Origin of the sequence: Janthinobacterium sp. SUN100, from assembly GCF_030397705.1 — a bacterium.
Taxonomy (GTDB): Bacteria; Pseudomonadota; Gammaproteobacteria; order Burkholderiales; family Burkholderiaceae_D; genus Janthinobacterium; species Janthinobacterium kumbetense.
On the sequence record NZ_JAPUBU010000005.1, the window covers coordinates 276,876 to 295,245 of the forward strand.

An 18,370-nucleotide genomic window follows, 5' to 3' on the forward strand; every position below is an offset into this window, starting at 1 on the left:
AATATACCGATCAATAGCGCTGCATCACGCCTTTTTGCACGCTGACCTTGTCGCCGATCTGGAAGGCGGGCTGGGTGTTTTGCACAAAGGTGCGCGTCGTGCCGTCGTCCAGGCGCAAGGTGACGCGGTACAGCATGTTGCCCGCCGCCCCCGAAGTGCTGCCGGCCGTGCCCGACGTACCCGCCTGCATGTCGCCACTGCCTTGCTCCATGCTGCGCGGCACGGTTTCTATCGACTGCACCGTGGCCGAGCTGATGTTCATGGTGGACTGGTTCGCGTCGTTGCGCATGTCGCTGCTGATGCTGCTCTGGGCGTTGCTGGTATCGGCGGCCGTGCTGCTGGCCGTGCTGCTTTGCGGCGTCGTGCTGGCCGGCGCGGCATAGGTTTCGCCGCTATTGCTGCGCGCCAGACTGGTTTTGTCCGTGGAATGGCAGGCTGCCAGCAAGGCGCATGTCAGGCCGGTCAGCAGCAGGGTGGTTTTTGATCTCATCTTGGTCTCCTCATGGTCGCACACTCAGGATCGGCACCCGCGGTGATGCGGATGGCGGCGATTGCTGCATGTAAGAGCATGGCGGAACAGGGATGTTCGGCGGCCGTCATTGTCGATTGAGCTAGATCAAGTGTCTAATTGCCGTGCTTGGTATAAACGATGCTGGCAATTACCACTTCGTGCGGCTGCACGTTTCCTCACTGTTCAATCGGGAGAAAAAATGTCATCTGGCCCTACAGCAAAACTGATCGATGAATTGGTGCTGGCCATCGGCGGCACTGCGCACGATGTCCGTGCGCGCCATGTGCTGGCCCAGGCCTTGCATGGCCTGGTGCGGCTGGCGCGTTCGGAACAGTTGCTGGAGATGCAGCGCGATACGGCACGCGCCATGGGGGCCGGCAGCCGGCGCGAGACGCGCGCCCTGATGCGGCGCCTGGGCAAGCGGGGCCAGGGACAGTTGCGGCTGGCATTGCAGGATAGCGAAGCGGACCGCGCCTGACGGGCGCGAGCCATCTCCCGTTCAGGCTTCGGGCAGCGGCGCGTCCTTGCCAAGGGCAGCGGCGACCATTTTCGGCCACAGGAAATACAGCGGCAGGCAAACCGCCGCGGCGGCCGTGACATCGACCACCCAGTCGCTGACGGCGCCATGGCGGTAGGGCAGGAAACTCTGGATGAATTCGTCCAGCGCCCCCATGGCCGCCACCATCAGCACCGACAGCAGCGCCCGGCGCGCCATGCCGCCGCCCGTGCCGCTGAACAGGATCAGGGCCAGCACGCCATAACCGAAGGAATGCAGCACGCCGCCCGACGCATACTGGCCCACGTCCGCGCGCACCCCGGGAATGTCGCCGATCAGGATCACCAGCACATATAGCACCAGCGCGGTGCGGTAGCGCAGGCGTTCGTAGCGGTCGGCAAAACACAGTTCGGGCAAGGGTACGGGCATGAGGCGTCAGGACAGGTGGAAAGGACGCCACAATATCATGGGCAGGGCGGGCCACCGTGTTTTTGCGCAAGAGCTTGCTGGACAGGCAAAAAAAAGGCCCGCGGGGGCGCGGGCCAAAAACCCAAATGAAATGGGTCAAGAGTTGAGAGTTGCTCGGTACTTACCATGTCGCGCGCCTTGCGGGCGCCCGCCACGGTCATGAAAGGGGAGTGGTGTGCCATCGCGGCACACCTGTCTGTAGTCAGGCATATCGGTTGCCTGTACAGCAGATGAAGCAAGTATAGGGGGCGAAGATGACGGCCTGATGACACGCCGCAACATTTTTTTGCGGCAGCGCAAATTGTCGGAAAGAGTGTGGAGCATGGCAAGAATAGCCATGTTTCAAGACTGATAGCGAAAAAAAAGCCCGCTGGTGAAAGCGGGCTTAAAACTATTTTCTTGGAGGAGAATAGTGGAGACAGGTGCATTATGCTGCGTTGCACGATATGTGTCTAATGATCTTTTCGGATAACTATTATTCTTTTTTGATATAACTTACCGCGCCTGCCTTCATTCCTTCACGGCCACCGTGTAATTGAGCGCCATGCGCCCGCCATCGACATAGATGGTCTGGCCCGTCATGTAGGTGGCGTCGTCGCTGGCCAGGAAGGCGGCGATGCCGGCCACTTCTTCCGGTTCGCCGCAGCGGCCCAGCGGCGTGCGCGACAAAATCGTGTGGCGCGCTTCCGGGCTCGACAGCACCGCCTGCTTGGCCAGTTCCGTCAGGATGGTGCCCGGCCCGATGCCGTTGACGCGCACGCCGTGCGAGGCCAGGTTCAGGGCCATGACCTTGGTCAGCTGGTTGATGGCGCCCTTCGACACCACGTACGGTACCTGATTCGGAATGGCCAGTTCCGCATTCACGCTGGACATGTTGATGATGCAACCGCTGTTGCGCTTGACCATTTCGCGCGCCACGGCCTGGCCGCACAGGAACATCGATTTCAGGTTGATGCGCATGACCCGGTCGAAATCGTCTTCGCAGACGTCGAGGAAGCCGGCCGCGTGCGTGACGCCCGCATTGTTGACGAGGATATCGATGTGGCCGAACTGGGCCAGGGTTTCCTTCAGCATGGCGTCCACGTCCGCCTTCTGGCTGACGTCGGCGCAAAAGAAGCGCGCCTGCGGGCCGAGGGCAGCGGCCGCCTGCGCGCCTTCTTCCTTGATGTCGACCAGCATCACTTGCGCCCCTTCGGCGATCAGGCGGGTGGCGCAAGCCAGACCGATGCCTTGCGTGGCGCCCGTGACGATGGCGGTTTTATTGACTAATTTCATGTGTGCTCCTCGGCGAGGTATGGGGGCCGCGCTGCCAGGGACACCGGCCCGCGCGGCAATGGGCAGATTTTAATCCCTGGGCAGGAATCAGAGGAGGATGGGCTCGTTCGGCAACTGGTTGCCGCGCGTGCCGTTGGCGGGGAAGTGGCTTTGCAGCAGGGTATTGAGCTGCGCCAGCGCTTCCAGGGTGCTGTCGTGGTAATTGCCATCCTTGAACCCTTTGGTCATGGTGCGGCACACGGCTTGCCACTGTTCCGGCGTGACGCGGCGGCCCACGTTGCGGTCGGCCACGATATCGACCTGGTGCTCGGCCAGGTTGATGTAGATCAGCACGCCGACGTTGTCTTCCGTATCCCACACGCCATATTGGGCGAACAGTTCGCGCGCCCGCTCGCGGTTGCTCACGCCCTGGTACGCCATGCCCGGCGTCAGGGCTGCTTCGACGATCAGGCGCACTTCCGCCTGGTGCATCGCTTCACCGCCGGCGATGGCCGTCTCGATGGCTTTCAGTGTACGTTCCGGAAAGGCGTGGCGCGCCGTCGCCGGCGTGCCCCGCAAATGTTTCAATGCCCGTCCGCAGCGTTGTCCGAATGTCAGTTGTTTCGTCATTACCAATCTCCCGAGGCGCCGCCGCCGTCAAAACCGCCGCCGCCGCCACCGAAACCACCGCCGCCACCGCTGCCACCGCCAAAACCACCACCGCCGCCGCCGAAGCCGCCGCCGCCGCGGTTGTTCAGCGCCTGGCTGAGGATGCTGCCCAGCACGACGCCCGTGGCGCCGCTGGACCAGTTGCTGCCGCGCTGCAGGCGCGTCGGTCCGCCGCGCGAGCGGAACAGGGTCAGCACGACGAGGAAGCCGAAGAACAGCAGCGGCAGCCAAAAGGTCATGCCGCCCGCTTCCACGGTGGCTGGCGCCTTCTGCTGCGCCGCAGCGGGGAATTGCTCCTGGTTCAGCAGGGTGGCAATCGAGCCCACGCCGGCCACCAGGCCGCCGTAGTAATCGTTTTGCTTGAAATGGGGGGCGATCACGTCTTGCAGGATGCGTTTCGATTGCGCATCCGTCAGCACGCCCTGCACGCCGCGGCCCGCCTCGATGCGCAGGCGGCGCAGGGACGAGGGGTTGTCCTTCGCCACCATCAGCAGCACGCCGTCATCGACGCCCTTGCGGCCCAGCTTCCAGGCATCCGTCACGCGGATGCTGTATTGCTCGATGGCTTCCGGTTCCGTGCTCTTGACCAGCAGCACGGCGATCTGGCTGCCCGTCTTGGCTTCGTAATCGGCCAGCACGCCTTCCAGCGCCGCCTTTTGCTTGGCGTCCAGCATGCCGGCGTTGTCCGTCACGCGCGCGGCCAGCGGCGGCACGGGCTGCAAGCCCTGTGCGCCGGCTGGCGGCATCGACCACAGCAGCAGCGCCGTCGCCAGCGCCGCGAGATAGGACCAGGCTTTCATCTTATTTGCCAAAGTTGACGGTCGGTGCGGTCGAGATGGCTTTTTCATTTTCCACCGTGAACGATGGCTTGACCTTGTAGCCGAAGACCATGGCCGTCAGGTTGTTCGGGAAGCTGCGCGCATGCACGTTGTAATCCTGCACGGCAACGATGTAGCGCTGGCGCGCCACGGTGATGCGGTTTTCCGTGCCTTCCAGCTGCGACTGCAAGTCGCGGAAGCTGGTGTCGGCCTTCAAGTCCGGGTATTTCTCGGACACCACCATCAGGCGCGACAGGGCCGACGACAGCTGCCCCTGCACTTGCTGGAATTTTTCGAACGCGGCCGGGTCGTTCAGCACTTCGGGCGTGATCTGGAAACTGGTGGCGGCGGCGCGCGCCTTGGTCACCGCTTCCAGTGTTTCCTTTTCATGCGTGGCGTAGCCCTTGACGGTGTTCACCAGGTTGGGGATCAGGTCGGCGCGGCGCTGGTACTGGTTGACCACTTCGCCCCAGGCGGCCTTGGTGGCTTCATCCTTGCTCTGGAAGTCGTTGTAGCCGCAGCCCGTCAGGATGCCGGCCAGGACGGTGACGCTCAGCGCCAGGCGCAGCCATTTGGTGAATTGATTGGTGATTTGCATGATGGGTTCCGTGCAGAGTAAGGGAGGTGAGGCAAATATACCTGAAACGGCCCGTAATGTCGGTTTAATAAGCGTCGGCCGCCGGCCCCGACCGCCTAGAGACGCCGTGGCAAGCCTGCGCCGCGTTACAATACGGGGTTTGCAACTGAATATAGAGAAGGTGTGCCGTGAATTTCATCAATAAATTATCCGCCGCGTGGACGGCCAATAATTCCCTGCTGTGCGTGGGCCTGGACCCCGACCTGGCGAAACTGCCGGCCGAACTGCGCGACCTGCCTGATGGAATCACCACCTTTTGCACGCGCATCATCGATGCCACGGCCGACCTGGCTTGCGCCTTCAAGCCGCAGATCGCGTATTTTGCCGCGCTGGGCGCGGAAAAGCAGCTGGAAGACATTTGCCGCTACGTGCGCGAGAATTATCCGCACATCCCCCTGATCCTCGACGCGAAACGGGGCGACATCGGCGCGACGGCCACGCAATACGCGCGCGAAGCGTTCGAGCGCTACGGCGCCGACGCCGTTACCGTGAATCCGTACATGGGCGAGGATTCGCTCGATCCCTACCTGGCGTGGAAAGACCGCGGCGTGATCATCCTGTGCCGCACGTCGAACCCGGGCGGCTCGGACCTGCAATTCCTGAATACGGACGGCGAACCGCTGTACCAGCGCGTGGCGCGCCTGGTGGCCGAGAAGTGGAATAAAAACGGCCAGTGCGCGCTCGTCGTCGGCGCCACCTTCCCTGAAGAACTGGCGCAGGTGCGCGCCATCGTCGGCGACATGCCGCTGCTGGTGCCGGGCATCGGCGCCCAGGGCGGCGACATCGCCGCCACCGTCGGCGCGGGCCAGACGGCGAACGGCATGGGCATGATGATCAGCTCGTCGCGCGCCATCATCTACGCCACGCCGCAGGCGGGCGAAGACTTCGCCGACGCGGCGCGCCGCGTGGCCATTGAAACGCGCGATGCCATCAACGCGCACCGCGCGTCTGATGGTGGCTGACATAAGCTACTGCGCGTCGCGATTTGCGGCCGGCGATGCTCACTGTGCTATAGCACAGTTGCGCTTCTCGGCCGCAACTCCCATCCGCTCGCTACGCTTCTGTCAGGCACCGTGATGACTGTTGTTTGTCATCCATAAAAAATGCCGGGCTAGCCCGGCATTTTGCATTTAGTCGCGTTGTGGTGCGACGATCTCCGCATAGTCGTACAGCTCGCCCAGAATTTCCTCGCCCCGCTCATCGACGGATTCCGACAGCACGTCGATTTCCGTAAACAGCATTTCGATGGTGCGGGCGCCGGCGTCGCCGTCGAACAGGCGGGCGGCGCGGTGCTGTTCCCAGCGCAGGCTTTCCGCTTCGCTCAGGGTTTGCGGGAAATTGCGGGCGCGGTAGCGGAACAGCAGTTCCTGCAGGCGCTCATCGGCAAACGAGGGGCGGGCCGTGGCCAGCTTGGCCGGCGTGTCGCGGCGCAAGGATTCGAGCAGGCGGCGGTCGTCGTTGCTGACGAAACCATTGTACAAATCCTCATCCACGTCCAGCGCGGCATTCGCGCCCGGGCGCTGGAACACTTCGGCCCAGACGGCATCCATGTTCGGCGCCGCGGCGGCGAATTGCGCGTTGACCTTCGCCGCGTCCAGATCGATGCCCCACTGCGCGGCCATGGCCGGCGACAGCGTTTTTAAATTGCCGACCAGCATGGGCGACTTGTTCAGGTGCACGCTTTTCACGGGCAGGCGCGTCATGCCTTCCGGCATGGCGTCCTTGCGCGTGAACAGGCGCGTGCGGATGGTGTCGGCGGCCAGGGTAAACAGTTCGCGCGGGTCGTAGGCGCAATCCCAGACGAGGATTTCATTTTTATTGCTCGGGTGCGTGGCCAGCGGCCAGACGACGCCCAGGCAACCCCGTTCGGCGGGGAACATGCCCGACACGTGCAGGAAAGGCTGGCGCTCGCCGGCGGCCAGGTGCATGCCCATTTCGCTGGCGACCCTGTCCTTCTTGTGCAGGGCCAGGCAGAATTCGAACAGTTTCGGCTGCTTTTCCTTGATCAGGCGCGCCAGGGCGATGGTGGCGCGCACGTCGGAGAGTGCATCATGCGCCGCTTCGTGGGCCAGGCCATTGGCCTTGCTCAAGTGTTCCAGTTTAAAACTGGTCTGGCCATCGTCGCGCTTTGGCCATTCGATGCCTTCCGGGCGCAGCGCGTGCGTCATGCGCACCACGTCGAGGATGTCCCAGCGGCCGCAATGGTTCTTCCATTCGCGCGCATACGGGTCGATCAGGTTGCGCCAGAACAGGAAACGCGTGACTTCATCGTCGAAACGGATGGTGTTGTAGCCCACGCCGATGGTGCCCGGCTCCGAAAAGGCCGCTTCGATGGTGGCGGCGAACTGGTGTTCGGGCACGCCCAGCTGCAGACACTGCTGCGGCGTGATGCCCGTGATCAGGCACGATTGCGGGTCGGGCAGGAAATCATTGGCAGGCTGACAATACAGCATGATGGGTTCGCCGATCTCGTTGAGGTCGGCATCCGTGCGGATGGCGGCGAACTGGGCCGGGCGGTCGCGGCGCGGCTGGGCGCCAAAGGTTTCGTAGTCGTGCCAAAGAAAGGTCTGGTTAGTCATTGATGGTCGTTGCTTGATTGGTTATCCGGGCCGCCAAAAGCGGCCGCTGCTACAGTTTTCTGAAAACCTGCCGATACTACACGAGAGGATGGTCATCATCGCGTTTCCCGCATGGTGGCATACATTGCCCGTTCAAGGAGGTCTATCGTGTCAATTCCCATCGCCGCAAGCGGCAATTCCACCCCTTCCGTGACTTCCGTCAGTACGGGCGTTGCCGGCAAGGACGATAAAGTCCAGCAAAAGGACGGCGTCAACGCTGAAATGAGCGTGAATGACCGCACCAAGCTGCAATTGAACGCTTCCATCATGCAGGCGTCGCTGAACGTGTCGATCGGTTCCGAGAACGAGCCGCTGGCGCTGCTGTACAAGACGGCCATCACCAACATCAATGAAGCGCTGAAGGGCCAGTACGGCGAGGATGCGATCCAGAACGCGGCTTCGCAGGATAACAGCGCCGAAGCGACGGCGAACCGCATTGTATCGCTGTCGACGGGATTTTTTGATGCCTTCAAGAAACAAAATCCCGGCCTGGACGACGATACGGCCCTGACCAAGTTCATGGACACCATCAGCGGCGGCATGGAAAAAGGCTTCAAGGAAGCGCGCGACATCCTCGGCGGCTTGAAAGTGCTGAATGGCGACATCGCCGGCAATATCGACAAGACGTACGAGCTGGTGCAAAAGGGCTATGCCGACTTCATCGCCGCGCACAGCAGCAAGAAGGATGATGCCGCCAAGCCGGATGCCAGCAAGCCGGCCGACAGCAAGGCTGCCTGAACTACAGCATGACCCTGTTGCGGCCCGATGCTTTGGCGCGATACAGCGCCGCGTCGGCCGCGGCGATCAGCGCATGGTCGTCCTGTTCGGCCGCCAGGCTGGCCACGCCGAAGGAACCCGTGATGTGCGGCAAGGCGCTGCGCATGTCAGCGAAGATGACGGCGAGCTGCATGCGCTCGCACAAGCGCTCGGCCACCCGCAAGGCCACGTGTTCGTTGGTGTCGGGCAAGATCACCATCATTTCCTCGCCACCGTAGCGCACGGCAAAATCCGTGGGCCGCAGGGCCGCGCCCAGCACTTGCGCGGCGATGCGCAGTGCCTGGTCGCCCGCCTGGTGGCCGTGCGTGTCGTTGAAGCGCTTGAAATGGTCGAGGTCTATCATCACCAGCGACAGGGGCGAGCCGCTGGCGTGGGCCGTGACGATCATGTTGGGCAGTAAATCCGTCAGCCAGGCGCGGTTGTACAAGCCCGTCAGGCTGTCGACCATCGACAGCTGGCGGTAGAATTCGCCCAGTTTCTGGCGCCGGCGCAGCAAGGCATTGGCGGCGCGGATGCGGAAGGACAGCAGCCGCAGCAGGTTGCGCGCCAGGCCGTTCGACTGTTCGATCAATTCCCAGACGATGGCCGCGTCGATCACCAGCAAATCGGTTTCTTCCAGGGCGGAAATGGCGGCCAGGTTGCTCGCTTCATCGAGCACCGATTGTTCGCCCACGCTTTCGCCGGGCAAGACCTTGCTGACGGTGCCGTCATCCATGCCCGTGTGGGTGTCGGCGGCCACGGCCAGCGAGCCGCGCAGGACGATGTACAGGCTGGCGCCTTGCGTGTCGGCAATGGCTTCGCCCGCTTCCAGGCGCATCACGGGGCAGGGCGCCAGCATGGCGGCCGTCTGGCTATCCGCCCCATCGCGAAATAGCTGTAAATCGCCGATGTTGCAGCCTGAAGCGCCGAAGTTGCCGATCTGTTCCACAATCACACTTTCAAAAAGCCGGCGCGCGAGCAGGGGGCCGGTAGCTTCATGATAGCGTAAAGCGGCCTTGGCTGTAACGCCAAAGGCTTGCTTGAGGTCACTTACTGTGAGAAATACGACAATTATTTCATTGCCGCGTCAATACGCAGGAATGCTTGCGGTTTTGTTATGGATGTTGCCGCGCGCGAAAGGCGGGCCGGATGTGCAAAGGCAGCCTTGAACGGCTGCCTTGGTCTCTGGAAATCCTGCAGGTGGGGATTACTCGGCGGTTTCTTCCGCTTCGGCCGTATCGATCACGGCATTCTTGCCGGTGGCGTGGCGCTTGCTGTCTTGCAGGCGGCCCAGGGCGCTATCGATGGCGCGTTTCAGTTTGTCGGTGGCGCCGGCAACGGATTGATGCACGGTGGCGTTCTGTTCGGTCACGGCGATCGGTTGATAGCCAGCAACGCGTGCTTCCATAACGCAGCGGATATCGTCGGCACCGCCTTTCGGGCCATTCGTGTCGCTGATGTGGACTTCGATGCGGGTCAGGTTGTCGCGGAAGCGGTTCAGTGCGCTTTCAAGTACGGATTGCACATGTTCGTTCAGTCCAGCGGTGTTGGCGATGGTGCTGTCGGTATGAATATTGATTTGCATATGCTTACTCCTGTCAATTCAAAAAAAACCCATCTCAGGCGCCTTGCATGGCAGTGGTCAAATCCGCTGCCAGGGCGCGTCGGCGCCTGGTTCTTGCCTCATGCACTTGATCCCTGTGCATGACTTATCTTACTCCTCTTTCCAGTATTTCAAGAGGGTGCGCACGATTAAGATGAGCTTAACCCTTCAGCCAGGTCAAGTTTCCACTACGAAATTATTTACCCTCAGCCATTGATGAGACCGGCCGCGATATTGATCGACAGCCCCAGCACGACCAGGTTGAAGAAAAAGCTCAGCACGGATTGTCCCAGCACGATTTGCCGCATCATGCGTGTCTGCACGGAAACGTCCGACGTTTGCACGGCGACGGCGATGGTGAAGGCGAAATACAGGAAATCCCAGTAATCGGGGCTTTGCTCGTCGTCGGGAAACTTCAGGGGGCGCAGCGCGGGATCGGCCTGGTAGTACAGGTGGGCATAGTGGAAGCAGAACAGGGTGCCGACGAGGAACCAGGAACCGACCAGGGTGAGGATCGTCAGGCCGTAATGCAGCGCGCGCTCGTCCGGCGCCATGTCTTTCATCGAGGATAGCTGCGAGACAATGGCTACCAGGCTCATCACGGATGCGACGGACAGGGCCGACAGGACGGTTGCCGCCCGCTCATCCTGGCGCGCCGCCATGGCTTTGACCTTGTGGTGGTTGGCACGCATCATCATCCAGGCCATCGTTGCCAGGTAGAACCAGACGGCGACATTCCACGCCGTCAGCAGGCGCGTCATCTGTTGCCAGGATGCGGGCAGCAGCAGGCCGGCCGCCACGCCGATGGCCGTGGCCATGCTCAGGTGGGGGCGGCTGCGGATGAAGCCGTGGAATGGAAGCGTGATTTTCATGGTGCGGATTCGTGTCAGTGGCGATAGCGCATCTTAGACCCTATGCGCTCGCCGTGGTGGCCGTCCTGGCGGCTGCTTCCTTCTCGTGGTGGGGGAAGCGGTCCATGCGCGACAGCACGGGGAACAGCACGGCCCAGATACCCGTCACGGCCAGGGTGGCGGCGCCGCCGAAGAGCACGGCGCGCACGAGGCCGAACCAGCCGGCCGTCAAGCCCGATTCGAATTCGCCCAGCTCGTTCGAGGCGCCGATGAAGACGGCATTCACGGCGCTGACCCGGCCGCGGATCTCGTCCGGCGTCTCGAACTGCACCAGCAGGTGGCGGATGTAGACGCTGACCATGTCGCCGGCGCCCATCAGGAACAGCGCCGCCAGGGCCAGCGGGAAATAGCTGGTGCTGCCCAGCACCAGGGTGCCCAGGCCGAAGACGGCCACGCCGCCGAACATCCACGCGCCCACGCGGCGCGTGATGGGAAACATGGCCAGCGCGATCGAGCACAGGGCGGCGCCCGCGCCCGGCGCCGTGCGCAGCAGGCCCAGGCCGCTGGGTCCGGCATGCAGCACGTCATGCGCCAGCGCCGGCAGCAGGGCTGTGGCGCCGCCGAACAGCACGGCAAACAGGTCGAGCGAAATGGCGCCCAGCACGATGGGCTTCGACCAGACGAAGCGCAAGCCTTCGAGCAGGGTATGCCAGCTGACGGGTTCGCGTTTCACCACTTGCGGCGCCGGGGTGGTGGCGCGCATCAGCAGGACGGACACGACCAGCAGCGCGGACGAGATCAGATACACGACCTTGGGGCCGAAGTAGTACAGCAAGCCGCCCAAAGTCGGCCCGAGGATGATGGCCACGTGCGAGCTCGACGAACTGAGCGCGACGGCGCGGCTGAAGTGTTGCGTGGGCACCATGTTGACCAGCACGGCTTGCGTGGCCGGCATCATGAAGGCGCGCGCGCTGCCGAACAGCACCAGCACGGCAAACACGGGCCAGACGATGGAAATATTGCTTAACGTAAACGCCAGCAGGGCCAGCGCGCACGCCAGTTGCGCCGCCAGGCACCACGCGATGATGTTGCGGCGGTTGTAGCGGTCGGCCACGTGGCCGGCCGGCAAGATGAGCACGAGGAAGGGGGCGAATTGCGCCAGGCCGATCAAGCCCAGGTCGAACAGGCTGCCCGTGATCTGGTACACCTGCCAGCCGATGGCCACGCTTTGCATCTGCACGGCCACCGTGCCCAGCACGCGGGCGGAAAGATAACAGGCGAAGTTGCGGTGACGCAGGATACTGAAGCCGTTGCCGGCAGAGGCGAGAGACATGAAATTTCCAGGAAACAGCGGGGTGGAGCGGTGGCGGCAGCGGATGCCGCGCCAGCAGCACCCCGCTGTCTGGATGCTTACTTGGCCAGGTCGGCTTCCGTGGTGAAGGCGTCCGCGTAGAATTCGTCGGCCGGCAATTGACACAATTGCACGAAATCGCGATTGGCCGACTCGACGACGATCGGTGCGCCGCAGGCATACACTTGATACGCGGACATGTCCGGCAAGTCGGCGATGACGGCCTGGTGCACGAAGCCCGTGCGGCCTTGCCACGCGTCTTCCGGCAGCGCGTCCGACACGACGGGCACATAGGTGAACTGCGGCAAGTCGGCGGCCCACTGGCGGCACAGGGCATCCATGTACAGGTCGTGCGGACGGCGGCCGCCCCAGTACAGGGTGATCGGACGCGGCGACTGCTCGTTGATCATGTGCTCGACGATGGCTTTCAAGGGGGCGAAGCCCGTGCCCGAGGCCAGCAGCACGACGGGCTTGTCGGAATCTTCGCGCAGGAAGAAGGTGCCCATCGGGCCTTCGAAGCGCAGGATGTCGCGCTCCTTCATGCTGCCGAACACCTGGTCGGTGAACAGGCCGCCCGGCATGTGGCGGACGTGCAGGCTCACGGGGCCGCCTTCGACGGGCGCGCTGGCCATGCTGTAGCTGCGGCGTTTGTTGTCGCGCAGCATGATTTCGATATACTGTCCGGCGCGGTAGTGCAGGCGCTCGCTGGCTGGCAATTGCAGGGTCAGCACGACGACGTCGGGCGCGACTTTTTCGATGGTGGTCACGCGCGACGGCATTTTCTTGATCGGGTAGTCGCTGCTGCCCGCCACTTCGCGCGCCTGCACCACCAGGTCGCCCTGGGGCACGGCGCAGCACAGCAGCGAGTAGCCGGCCGCCGCTTCATCTTCCGTCAGGGAGCGGGCCTGGTATGGCTTATGCTGTACGCTGCCGGACACGATCTTGCCCTTGCACGAGCTGCAGGCGCCGCTTTTGCAGCTGTACGGCAGGCCGACGCCGGCGCGTATCGCCGCCGACAGGACGGTTTCGTCCGCTTCGCAGCTGAATTGGTGGCCGCTGGGCTGAACAGTAATTTGAAAAGTCATACAATCCTTGAGATGAAAAATATGTTAATGCACTCTTTGCGCAAGCCGTCAGGCTTGCCGCGCTTGCTGATCCTGGGCTGCGGCGACGTCGGCATGCGGCTGCTGCCCCTGCTGCGCGCGCGCTTTCGCGTCTTTGCCGTCACCAGCCAGCTGGCGCGCTGCGCGCAGTTGCGGGCGGCCGGCGCCGTGCCCATCGTGGCCAACCTCGACGAGCGCGCCAGCCTGAAACGGCTGGCGGGACTGGCGACGATGGTCGTGCACCTGGCGCCGCCCATGTCGTCGGGCTTGCTGGACCGGCGCACGCGCAATCTGGTCGCCATTTTACCCGAGCATGCACGCATGGTGTATGTGAGTACCAGCGGCGTGTATGGCGATTGCGGCGGCGCCTGGGTCGATGAGACGCGGCCGACGGCGCCGGCGAATGCGCGCGCGAAGCGGCGCGTGGACGCCGAACAGGTCTTGCGCGGCTGGGGCGCGCGCCGCGGCGCCAGCGTGGCCATCCTGCGCGTGCCGGGCATCTATGCGCAAGACCGCCTGCCGCTGAAGCGCTTGCGCGAAGGCACGCCAGCCCTGGAAGCCAGCGACGATGTGTACACCAACCATATCCATGCCGATGACCTGGCGCGCGTCATCGAGCGGGCCTTGTGGCGGGGCAAGCCGGGTCGCGTGTATCACGCCAGCGATGACAGCGAACTCAGGATGGCCGAGTATTTCGATGCCGTGGCCGATACGTTCGGCTTGCCGCGCCCGCCGCGCCTGCCGCGGGCCAAGCTGCGGCAAGTGGTCACGCCGATGCTGCTGTCGTTCATGTCTGAATCGCGCCGCCTGCACAATACCCGCCTCAAGCGCGAGCTGGGCGTGCGCCTGCGCTACGCGCGCGTGGCCGATGCCTTGCAGGCGATGGCAGCCGATGGCGCCGGCATCGGGTAAAATGGCCGGCTATCTGCGCACTTTGCTGGGCCGGCGCGCAGCGCGCCGTTCCCGCGCTGCGCCACTCACTTAAGGACTACAGCATGAGCACCCTCACTTACGAAGAATACCTGGACGAGGTCACCACCGTCCTGACGGAACTGTACGACCTCGACGACGAGGCCGCCATCAAGCTCGTCGTGGCCGCGCAGGACGCCGAATTTTTTGTCCCGCACGATGCGCATGAGGAAATGCGTACCGTCGAACAAGCCAAGAAAGATGCGGTCACCTTGTTCGAGCGCAAGCAGAATCGCCAGCAAACGCAGGAAAAGCAGCAGCAGCGCGTGCGCCAGCAAAAGAAATAAGAATATGGGCCTGGCCGCTGGGGCCATGGCGCAGTACGGGTCTCGGCGCAACACCGGGGCCGTGACCTTTGACGCAGCGCAAACGCGTCATGGCGCGCTGGCGATATGGTGAGCAATGTCGTCACGCGTCTGGGCTCTTGTGGCGGGCTCTGCATAGCGTGACGCTGTTTCCCGTCAGCAGGAGCGAGCCATGCGAGCTACGAGTCACCCCAGCAAGGAACAGGTACGCGCTTACATGCGCCGTCGCGAACGTGCGCTGCAGCCGCCGCCGCCGCCCGATGAAATCCGCCGGCAACTGGCCTGGTGCCGCGTGGATGCCGTTTCGGGTACGTGCCCGCTTGCCACCCCGGCCGGCGTGGCCGCGCAAGGCTGGCATCTATCTGCCGAAATGGCGCGCCTGAGCGCCCTCATGGCCATAGCTTGGCTCATGCATAGCGGTGTTGCTCATCGTAAAAATTGATGACTTGCAGCAAATTTTTCCAATTTGAGTTATCCTCTAGCACATTCCAAGTGCGTCAATTCTCTTCAATTATCACAATTTTGCGTTAAGTTACGCAAAAATCAACAATAGCGTGTATTATATTGTTTGCGGCGTAAAAGCCGCATAAGTGATGGCGCTTTTTAGTGTGTTTACCCTGAATTATTGCAGAAGAGACATTCGGTTTCTTTTTGCTCTAATACAACAAGTACGGATTTTCGATCATGTCTCTCAAACAAATTACCTCTTTGCCTACCTACAACCCGAATCGCGTCCTCGATGCGATCATCGACAAGCTGCAACTGAAAAACGATGCCGCCTTGTCGCGAGCCCTGGAAGTGGCGCCACCGGTCATCAGCAAGATTCGTCACAATACCTTGCCGATCGGCGCCACGATCCTCATCCGCATGCATGAAATCAGCGATTTCAGCATTCGTGAACTGCGCGAGTTGATGGCTGCCTAAGAGCGCCTGACAGACGGCAAACTGAGAGGTGCCGTCTGGGTACGTCAGGCTTGCCGCGTGCGGCAGCCACATCTGTTTTCCGCTTTTCTATTGCGGGTCGCGGTTCAGCACCGGACGATCGACATAGAAGCGCCCCATTTCCAGGCCAGTCGAGGACGACTTGACCACCGCTGCGGCCAGTGAGGCAGGGGCGCTGGAAAATGCGGTGTTGGCAGCCCCGGTCGCGCGGCCCGAATACGCCGTCGCCTGCACTGCCGCACTGGAAAACGCCGTTTGCACGGCCCGGCCCGAGTAAGCCGTCGCTTGCACTGCCGCACTGGAAAACGCCGTTTGCACGGCGCGGCCCGAGTAAGCCGTCGCTTGCACCGCCGCACTGGAAAATGCCGTTTGCACGGCGCGGCCCGAGTAAGCCGTCTCCTGCACCGCACGTCCCGAATACGCCGTTTCAGCGCGGATATAATCTTCCCCGAACGTTTGTTCATACAACTGTTTCATGCGCTCGCCCACGCGATGGTGCGCCGCTTCGTCGTCTTCGCCGCGCAAGCCGATGTAGGGGAAGTGATGGAGGAAGTAGCCGAACACCTGTTCGCAGTCGGCCGCATATTTCAGGGTATCGAGGATGTGGTAGTGCCAGAAGGTATCGACATCCATCAGGGGCGCCGTCTCTTCTTGCGGAAACTGTTTCATCAGGATCAGGAAGCGGCGGTATTCGAATTCCACCGCGTTGGCCTTCTCCAGACTCCATCCTTCGCCTGACTCCCGGTGCATCAATTTGACCTTGATCGCGTCCAAATTCAAATCGGCAATAGCCTTGAAACTGTCGTTCGTATCCATGAATGTCCTTTGGTAAAGAGCGTTGTGGGAAATACGGTGAAACAAGGGAAAGCGGCGGGTGTGTACTCCTGGCAAGTAGTCGAGGAATGCCTTGCCCATGGCGGGCAGGCGCTAAGTTGTTCTACATCAATATTGCATCTTATTACGAAATATGCAAGCTGAGCTTGATTCATGCGGGGCGCGTGCCGGTCAGCCGCTGGCCCGGCTTTCTTCCTCGTAGGGAAACGCGGTGGCGTCCGCGCCCAGCGGCACGCTGACGTGCACGCTCATGCCGGCGCCGGGGCTGCTTTCGATGTAAAAAGTGCCACCTAGCAACTTGATGCGTTCCTCTATCCCCACCAGGCCAAACGAACCGAGCTTGTTGCGCCCGTCGATGGCCGCGCCCACGCCGTTGTCGCTGACGCTCATCGACACCGTATCGCGGCACTTTTCCAGCTTGACTTGCACGCGGCTGGCATTCGCATGCTGGGAAATATTGCTGAGCGACTCTTGCAGGATGCGGAACAGGGCCGTCGCGCATTGGTCGCTGAGGCAAATGTCGTCATGGCTTTCGCTCACTTCGCAGGCGATGCCCGTGCGCTGGCGAAATTGCGCCACCTGCCATTCGACGGCCGCATTCACACCCAGGTCCAGCACGGTAGGGCGCAAGTCGTTGATGATCTGCCGCACGCTCTTGATGGTGGCGTCGATCTGCTCCAGGGTCGAACGGGCGCGGGCATTCAGGCGCGGGTGGCGGCGCTGCGTGCGCGAGGCCAGCATGTCGGCGTCGATGCGCAGGACCAGCAGGTTCTGTCCCAGGTCGTCGTGAATTTCGCGCGCGATGCGCTTGCGCTCTTCTTCCTTGATCTGGTCGGCGTGCGCGGCCAGGCGGCGCAGTTTCTGGTGCGACAGCTGCAATCGGATCTGGCTGGCGCGCAACTCCTCCGTCATGCCCGTCGCCATCTGGATGGCGCGCCGGCGCGACGACGCCAGGGTGTGGAACAGCACGTACAGCAGCATGGTGCTGGCAAAGCCGATCAGCAGGGCCAGCCACGGCAGGAAGGCGTCGAAGCGCGAATACAGGTCGCTCTTGCGCACGCTGAACAGCGCTTGCCAGGCGCGGCCATTGTGCTCGATCAGCAGCGTGCTGCTCAGGTAGCGGCCCGAACTGCCGGGCTGCCACCATGGCGCATGCATGCCCGCCGCCGTGCTGTCGAAGATGGGGCGCATGTCGTGCGGCAACTGCAGCGGCACGTCCCGCTGTTGCAGCGCCTGCGGGCCGATATCGAACAGGGTCAGGCGGACGTTGCGTACCGGCATGTCGGCCAGCGCGCTGCGCATCATCGTCACCAGGTCGTAGCCGATGCCGACGGAGCCCTGGTAAGCGGCGCGCCTCTGCTCCACCGTATCGACGGGCATGCCGAAGCGGTACACGGGCAGGCGCATGGCCATGCCCGTCAGCTGGGGACGGCCGTCCATCGGCACGGGCACGCCGGAATTGCTGATGTGGCCGGAATCGCGCGACTGCGCCAGCGCTTCGGCGATCTGCGGGCGCGAGGCGATGTCGTAGCCATACTTTTCCGGGGCGCTGGCGATCGGCTCGATGTATACGAGCACGGAATACTGGGCGCGCGGGCCGGGCGGATGGATGGCAAACGCCGGATAGCCGTCGCGCCCGGGCGGATAGTCGCGCCGCATGGCCGTTTCGTAGGCGGCGCGCTGCGTCTCGTCGAGTTCCTGGCTGTAATTGAGATTCATCACGCCCGGGTAGTTCTGTTGCAGGGCGATGTTAGCTACGTAGCGGTGGAATTGCTCGCGGCTCACGTGTTCGTTGGCCTGGAACAGGCTGGCCGTGCCGCGCAGCAGGTTGGCATACGACTTGGTGCGCGATTCGATGTTTTTCTGGGTGTTGCGCGCCAGATTGTTGAATTGTTCGCTGGCATCGCTTTCGATCGACAGCGAAGCGGCCATGTAGAACAGCAGGCCCACCATCGTCGACACGACAAAGCCGAACAGCCACAGCGGTCTTTTTTCAGCAGCTAAGGGGTGTTCGCCGGCAGTAGAAGACATCGCCATCCGCATCAGGAAGAGGAATCGGGTGCCGCCTGTGTGGTGGTGGCTGTACTCAGTTGCACAAGGACTATTGAAATTGCAAATTGCTCAATAGCTGCCTAATATACAAAACTATCGTGAATATAGTCAACAGGCAATATTTCTCTTTGAA

General features: G+C 62.5%; 21 protein-coding genes. 7 read left to right on the forward strand and 14 right to left on the reverse strand.

From position 1 onward, the window contains the following. Nucleotides 1-10: 10 nt before the first annotated feature. Nucleotides 11-490, reverse strand: a complete 480-nt coding sequence (locus O0881_RS24080) for a hypothetical protein (RefSeq protein ID WP_289913372.1) — start codon at nucleotides 488-490, stop codon at nucleotides 11-13. Nucleotides 491-710: 220 nt separating this feature from the next. On the opposite strand from O0881_RS24080, the gene O0881_RS24085 reads away from it, so the two are divergent. Further along, on the forward strand, nucleotides 711-989 hold the full coding sequence (locus O0881_RS24085; RefSeq protein WP_143451371.1) for a hypothetical protein: 279 nt from the start codon (nucleotides 711-713) through the stop codon (nucleotides 987-989). 21 nt (nucleotides 990-1,010) lie between these two features. Here the strand turns inward: O0881_RS24085 and O0881_RS24090 are convergent, their stop codons facing one another. The 5 genes from O0881_RS24090 to O0881_RS24110 all read right to left on the reverse strand — a co-directional run bounded on the left by O0881_RS24090 (nucleotide 1,011) and on the right by O0881_RS24110 (nucleotide 4,814). Next, the gene (locus O0881_RS24090) at nucleotides 1,011-1,436 is read right to left on the reverse strand and encodes a VanZ family protein (RefSeq protein ID WP_289913373.1); all 426 of its coding nucleotides are present in this window, start codon (nucleotides 1,434-1,436) and stop codon (nucleotides 1,011-1,013) included. Between the two features lie 549 nt (nucleotides 1,437-1,985). Further along, nucleotides 1,986-2,750 carry an SDR family oxidoreductase gene (locus O0881_RS24095; RefSeq protein WP_289913374.1) on the reverse strand — a complete coding sequence of 255 codons (765 nt, stop codon included), beginning with the start codon at nucleotides 2,748-2,750 and terminating at the stop codon, nucleotides 1,986-1,988. A gap of 87 nt (nucleotides 2,751-2,837) precedes the next feature. Further along, nucleotides 2,838-3,359: a TPM domain-containing protein gene (locus O0881_RS24100; RefSeq protein ID WP_251349873.1), complete on the reverse strand. Its 522-nt coding sequence runs from the start codon at nucleotides 3,357-3,359 to the stop codon at nucleotides 2,838-2,840. After that, a complete protein-coding gene (locus O0881_RS24105) occupies nucleotides 3,359-4,198 on the reverse strand; it encodes a TPM domain-containing protein (RefSeq protein ID WP_289913375.1) in 840 nt (279 codons plus the stop codon). Before O0881_RS24105 ends, O0881_RS24100 begins: the two co-directional genes overlap by 1 nt. A 1-nt stretch (nucleotide 4,199) precedes the next feature. Next, on the reverse strand, nucleotides 4,200-4,814 hold the full coding sequence (locus tag O0881_RS24110; RefSeq protein WP_077400485.1) for a LemA family protein: 615 nt from the start codon (nucleotides 4,812-4,814) through the stop codon (nucleotides 4,200-4,202). 167 nt (nucleotides 4,815-4,981) lie between these two features. On the opposite strand from O0881_RS24110, the gene pyrF reads away from it, so the two are divergent. Next, nucleotides 4,982-5,815, forward strand: a complete 834-nt coding sequence (pyrF, locus tag O0881_RS24115; protein WP_289899918.1) for an orotidine-5'-phosphate decarboxylase — start codon at nucleotides 4,982-4,984, stop codon at nucleotides 5,813-5,815. 168 nt (nucleotides 5,816-5,983) lie between these two features. On the opposite strand, the gene sbcB is transcribed toward pyrF, so the two are convergent. After that, entirely contained in the window at nucleotides 5,984-7,432 is a 1,449-nt protein-coding gene (gene sbcB / locus O0881_RS24120; RefSeq protein WP_289913376.1) for an exodeoxyribonuclease I, read from the reverse strand. Nucleotides 7,433-7,579: 147 nt separating this feature from the next. Here sbcB and O0881_RS24125 point away from each other — a divergent pair, with 147 nt between their 5' ends. After that, complete coding sequence (locus tag O0881_RS24125) at nucleotides 7,580-8,209, forward strand: DUF5610 domain-containing protein (protein ID WP_289913377.1); 630 nt, start codon at nucleotides 7,580-7,582, stop codon at nucleotides 8,207-8,209. Between the two features lies 1 nt (nucleotide 8,210). Here the strand turns inward: O0881_RS24125 and O0881_RS24130 are convergent, their stop codons facing one another. The 5 genes from O0881_RS24130 to O0881_RS24150 form a co-directional block, all read right to left on the reverse strand. Beyond that, nucleotides 8,211-9,176, reverse strand: a complete 966-nt coding sequence (locus O0881_RS24130) for a GGDEF domain-containing protein (RefSeq protein WP_099389628.1) — start codon at nucleotides 9,174-9,176, stop codon at nucleotides 8,211-8,213. Nucleotides 9,177-9,434: 258 nt separating this feature from the next. Continuing rightward, entirely contained in the window at nucleotides 9,435-9,812 is a 378-nt protein-coding gene (locus O0881_RS24135; protein ID WP_034781728.1) for an HPF/RaiA family ribosome-associated protein, read from the reverse strand. A 224-nt stretch (nucleotides 9,813-10,036) separates the two neighbouring features. Next, the gene (locus tag O0881_RS24140; RefSeq protein ID WP_099665226.1) at nucleotides 10,037-10,702 is read right to left on the reverse strand and encodes a DUF1345 domain-containing protein; all 666 of its coding nucleotides are present in this window, start codon (nucleotides 10,700-10,702) and stop codon (nucleotides 10,037-10,039) included. A gap of 40 nt (nucleotides 10,703-10,742) precedes the next feature. Next, nucleotides 10,743-12,014 carry an MFS transporter gene (locus O0881_RS24145; protein WP_289913378.1) on the reverse strand — a complete coding sequence of 424 codons (1,272 nt, stop codon included), beginning with the start codon at nucleotides 12,012-12,014 and terminating at the stop codon, nucleotides 10,743-10,745. Nucleotides 12,015-12,091: 77 nt separating this feature from the next. Further along, nucleotides 12,092-13,117: a CDP-6-deoxy-delta-3,4-glucoseen reductase gene (locus tag O0881_RS24150; protein ID WP_251349880.1), complete on the reverse strand. Its 1,026-nt coding sequence runs from the start codon at nucleotides 13,115-13,117 to the stop codon at nucleotides 12,092-12,094. Nucleotides 13,118-13,129: 12 nt separating this feature from the next. Between O0881_RS24150 and O0881_RS24155 the strand changes: the two genes are divergently transcribed. From O0881_RS24155 to O0881_RS24170, 4 genes are all read left to right on the forward strand, one after another. Beyond that, nucleotides 13,130-14,047 carry an SDR family oxidoreductase gene (locus O0881_RS24155; RefSeq protein ID WP_289913380.1) on the forward strand — a complete coding sequence of 306 codons (918 nt, stop codon included), beginning with the start codon at nucleotides 13,130-13,132 and terminating at the stop codon, nucleotides 14,045-14,047. Between the two features lie 83 nt (nucleotides 14,048-14,130). Continuing rightward, nucleotides 14,131-14,391 carry a hypothetical protein gene (locus O0881_RS24160; protein ID WP_034759943.1) on the forward strand — a complete coding sequence of 87 codons (261 nt, stop codon included), beginning with the start codon at nucleotides 14,131-14,133 and terminating at the stop codon, nucleotides 14,389-14,391. Nucleotides 14,392-14,626: 235 nt separating this feature from the next. Then, on the forward strand, nucleotides 14,627-14,851 hold the full coding sequence (locus O0881_RS24165) for a hypothetical protein (protein WP_251349881.1): 225 nt from the start codon (nucleotides 14,627-14,629) through the stop codon (nucleotides 14,849-14,851). Between the two features lie 242 nt (nucleotides 14,852-15,093). Next, on the forward strand, nucleotides 15,094-15,333 hold the full coding sequence (locus O0881_RS24170; protein ID WP_029496207.1) for a hypothetical protein: 240 nt from the start codon (nucleotides 15,094-15,096) through the stop codon (nucleotides 15,331-15,333). A gap of 87 nt (nucleotides 15,334-15,420) precedes the next feature. On the opposite strand, the gene O0881_RS24175 is transcribed toward O0881_RS24170, so the two are convergent. Next, nucleotides 15,421-16,167, reverse strand: coding sequence for a hypothetical protein (locus O0881_RS24175; RefSeq protein WP_289913381.1), 747 nt, complete (start codon nucleotides 16,165-16,167; stop codon nucleotides 15,421-15,423). A 189-nt stretch (nucleotides 16,168-16,356) separates the two neighbouring features. Beyond that, nucleotides 16,357-18,216 carry a CHASE domain-containing protein gene (locus O0881_RS24180; RefSeq protein ID WP_289913382.1) on the reverse strand — a complete coding sequence of 620 codons (1,860 nt, stop codon included), beginning with the start codon at nucleotides 18,214-18,216 and terminating at the stop codon, nucleotides 16,357-16,359. Nucleotides 18,217-18,370: the final 154 nt, after the last annotated feature.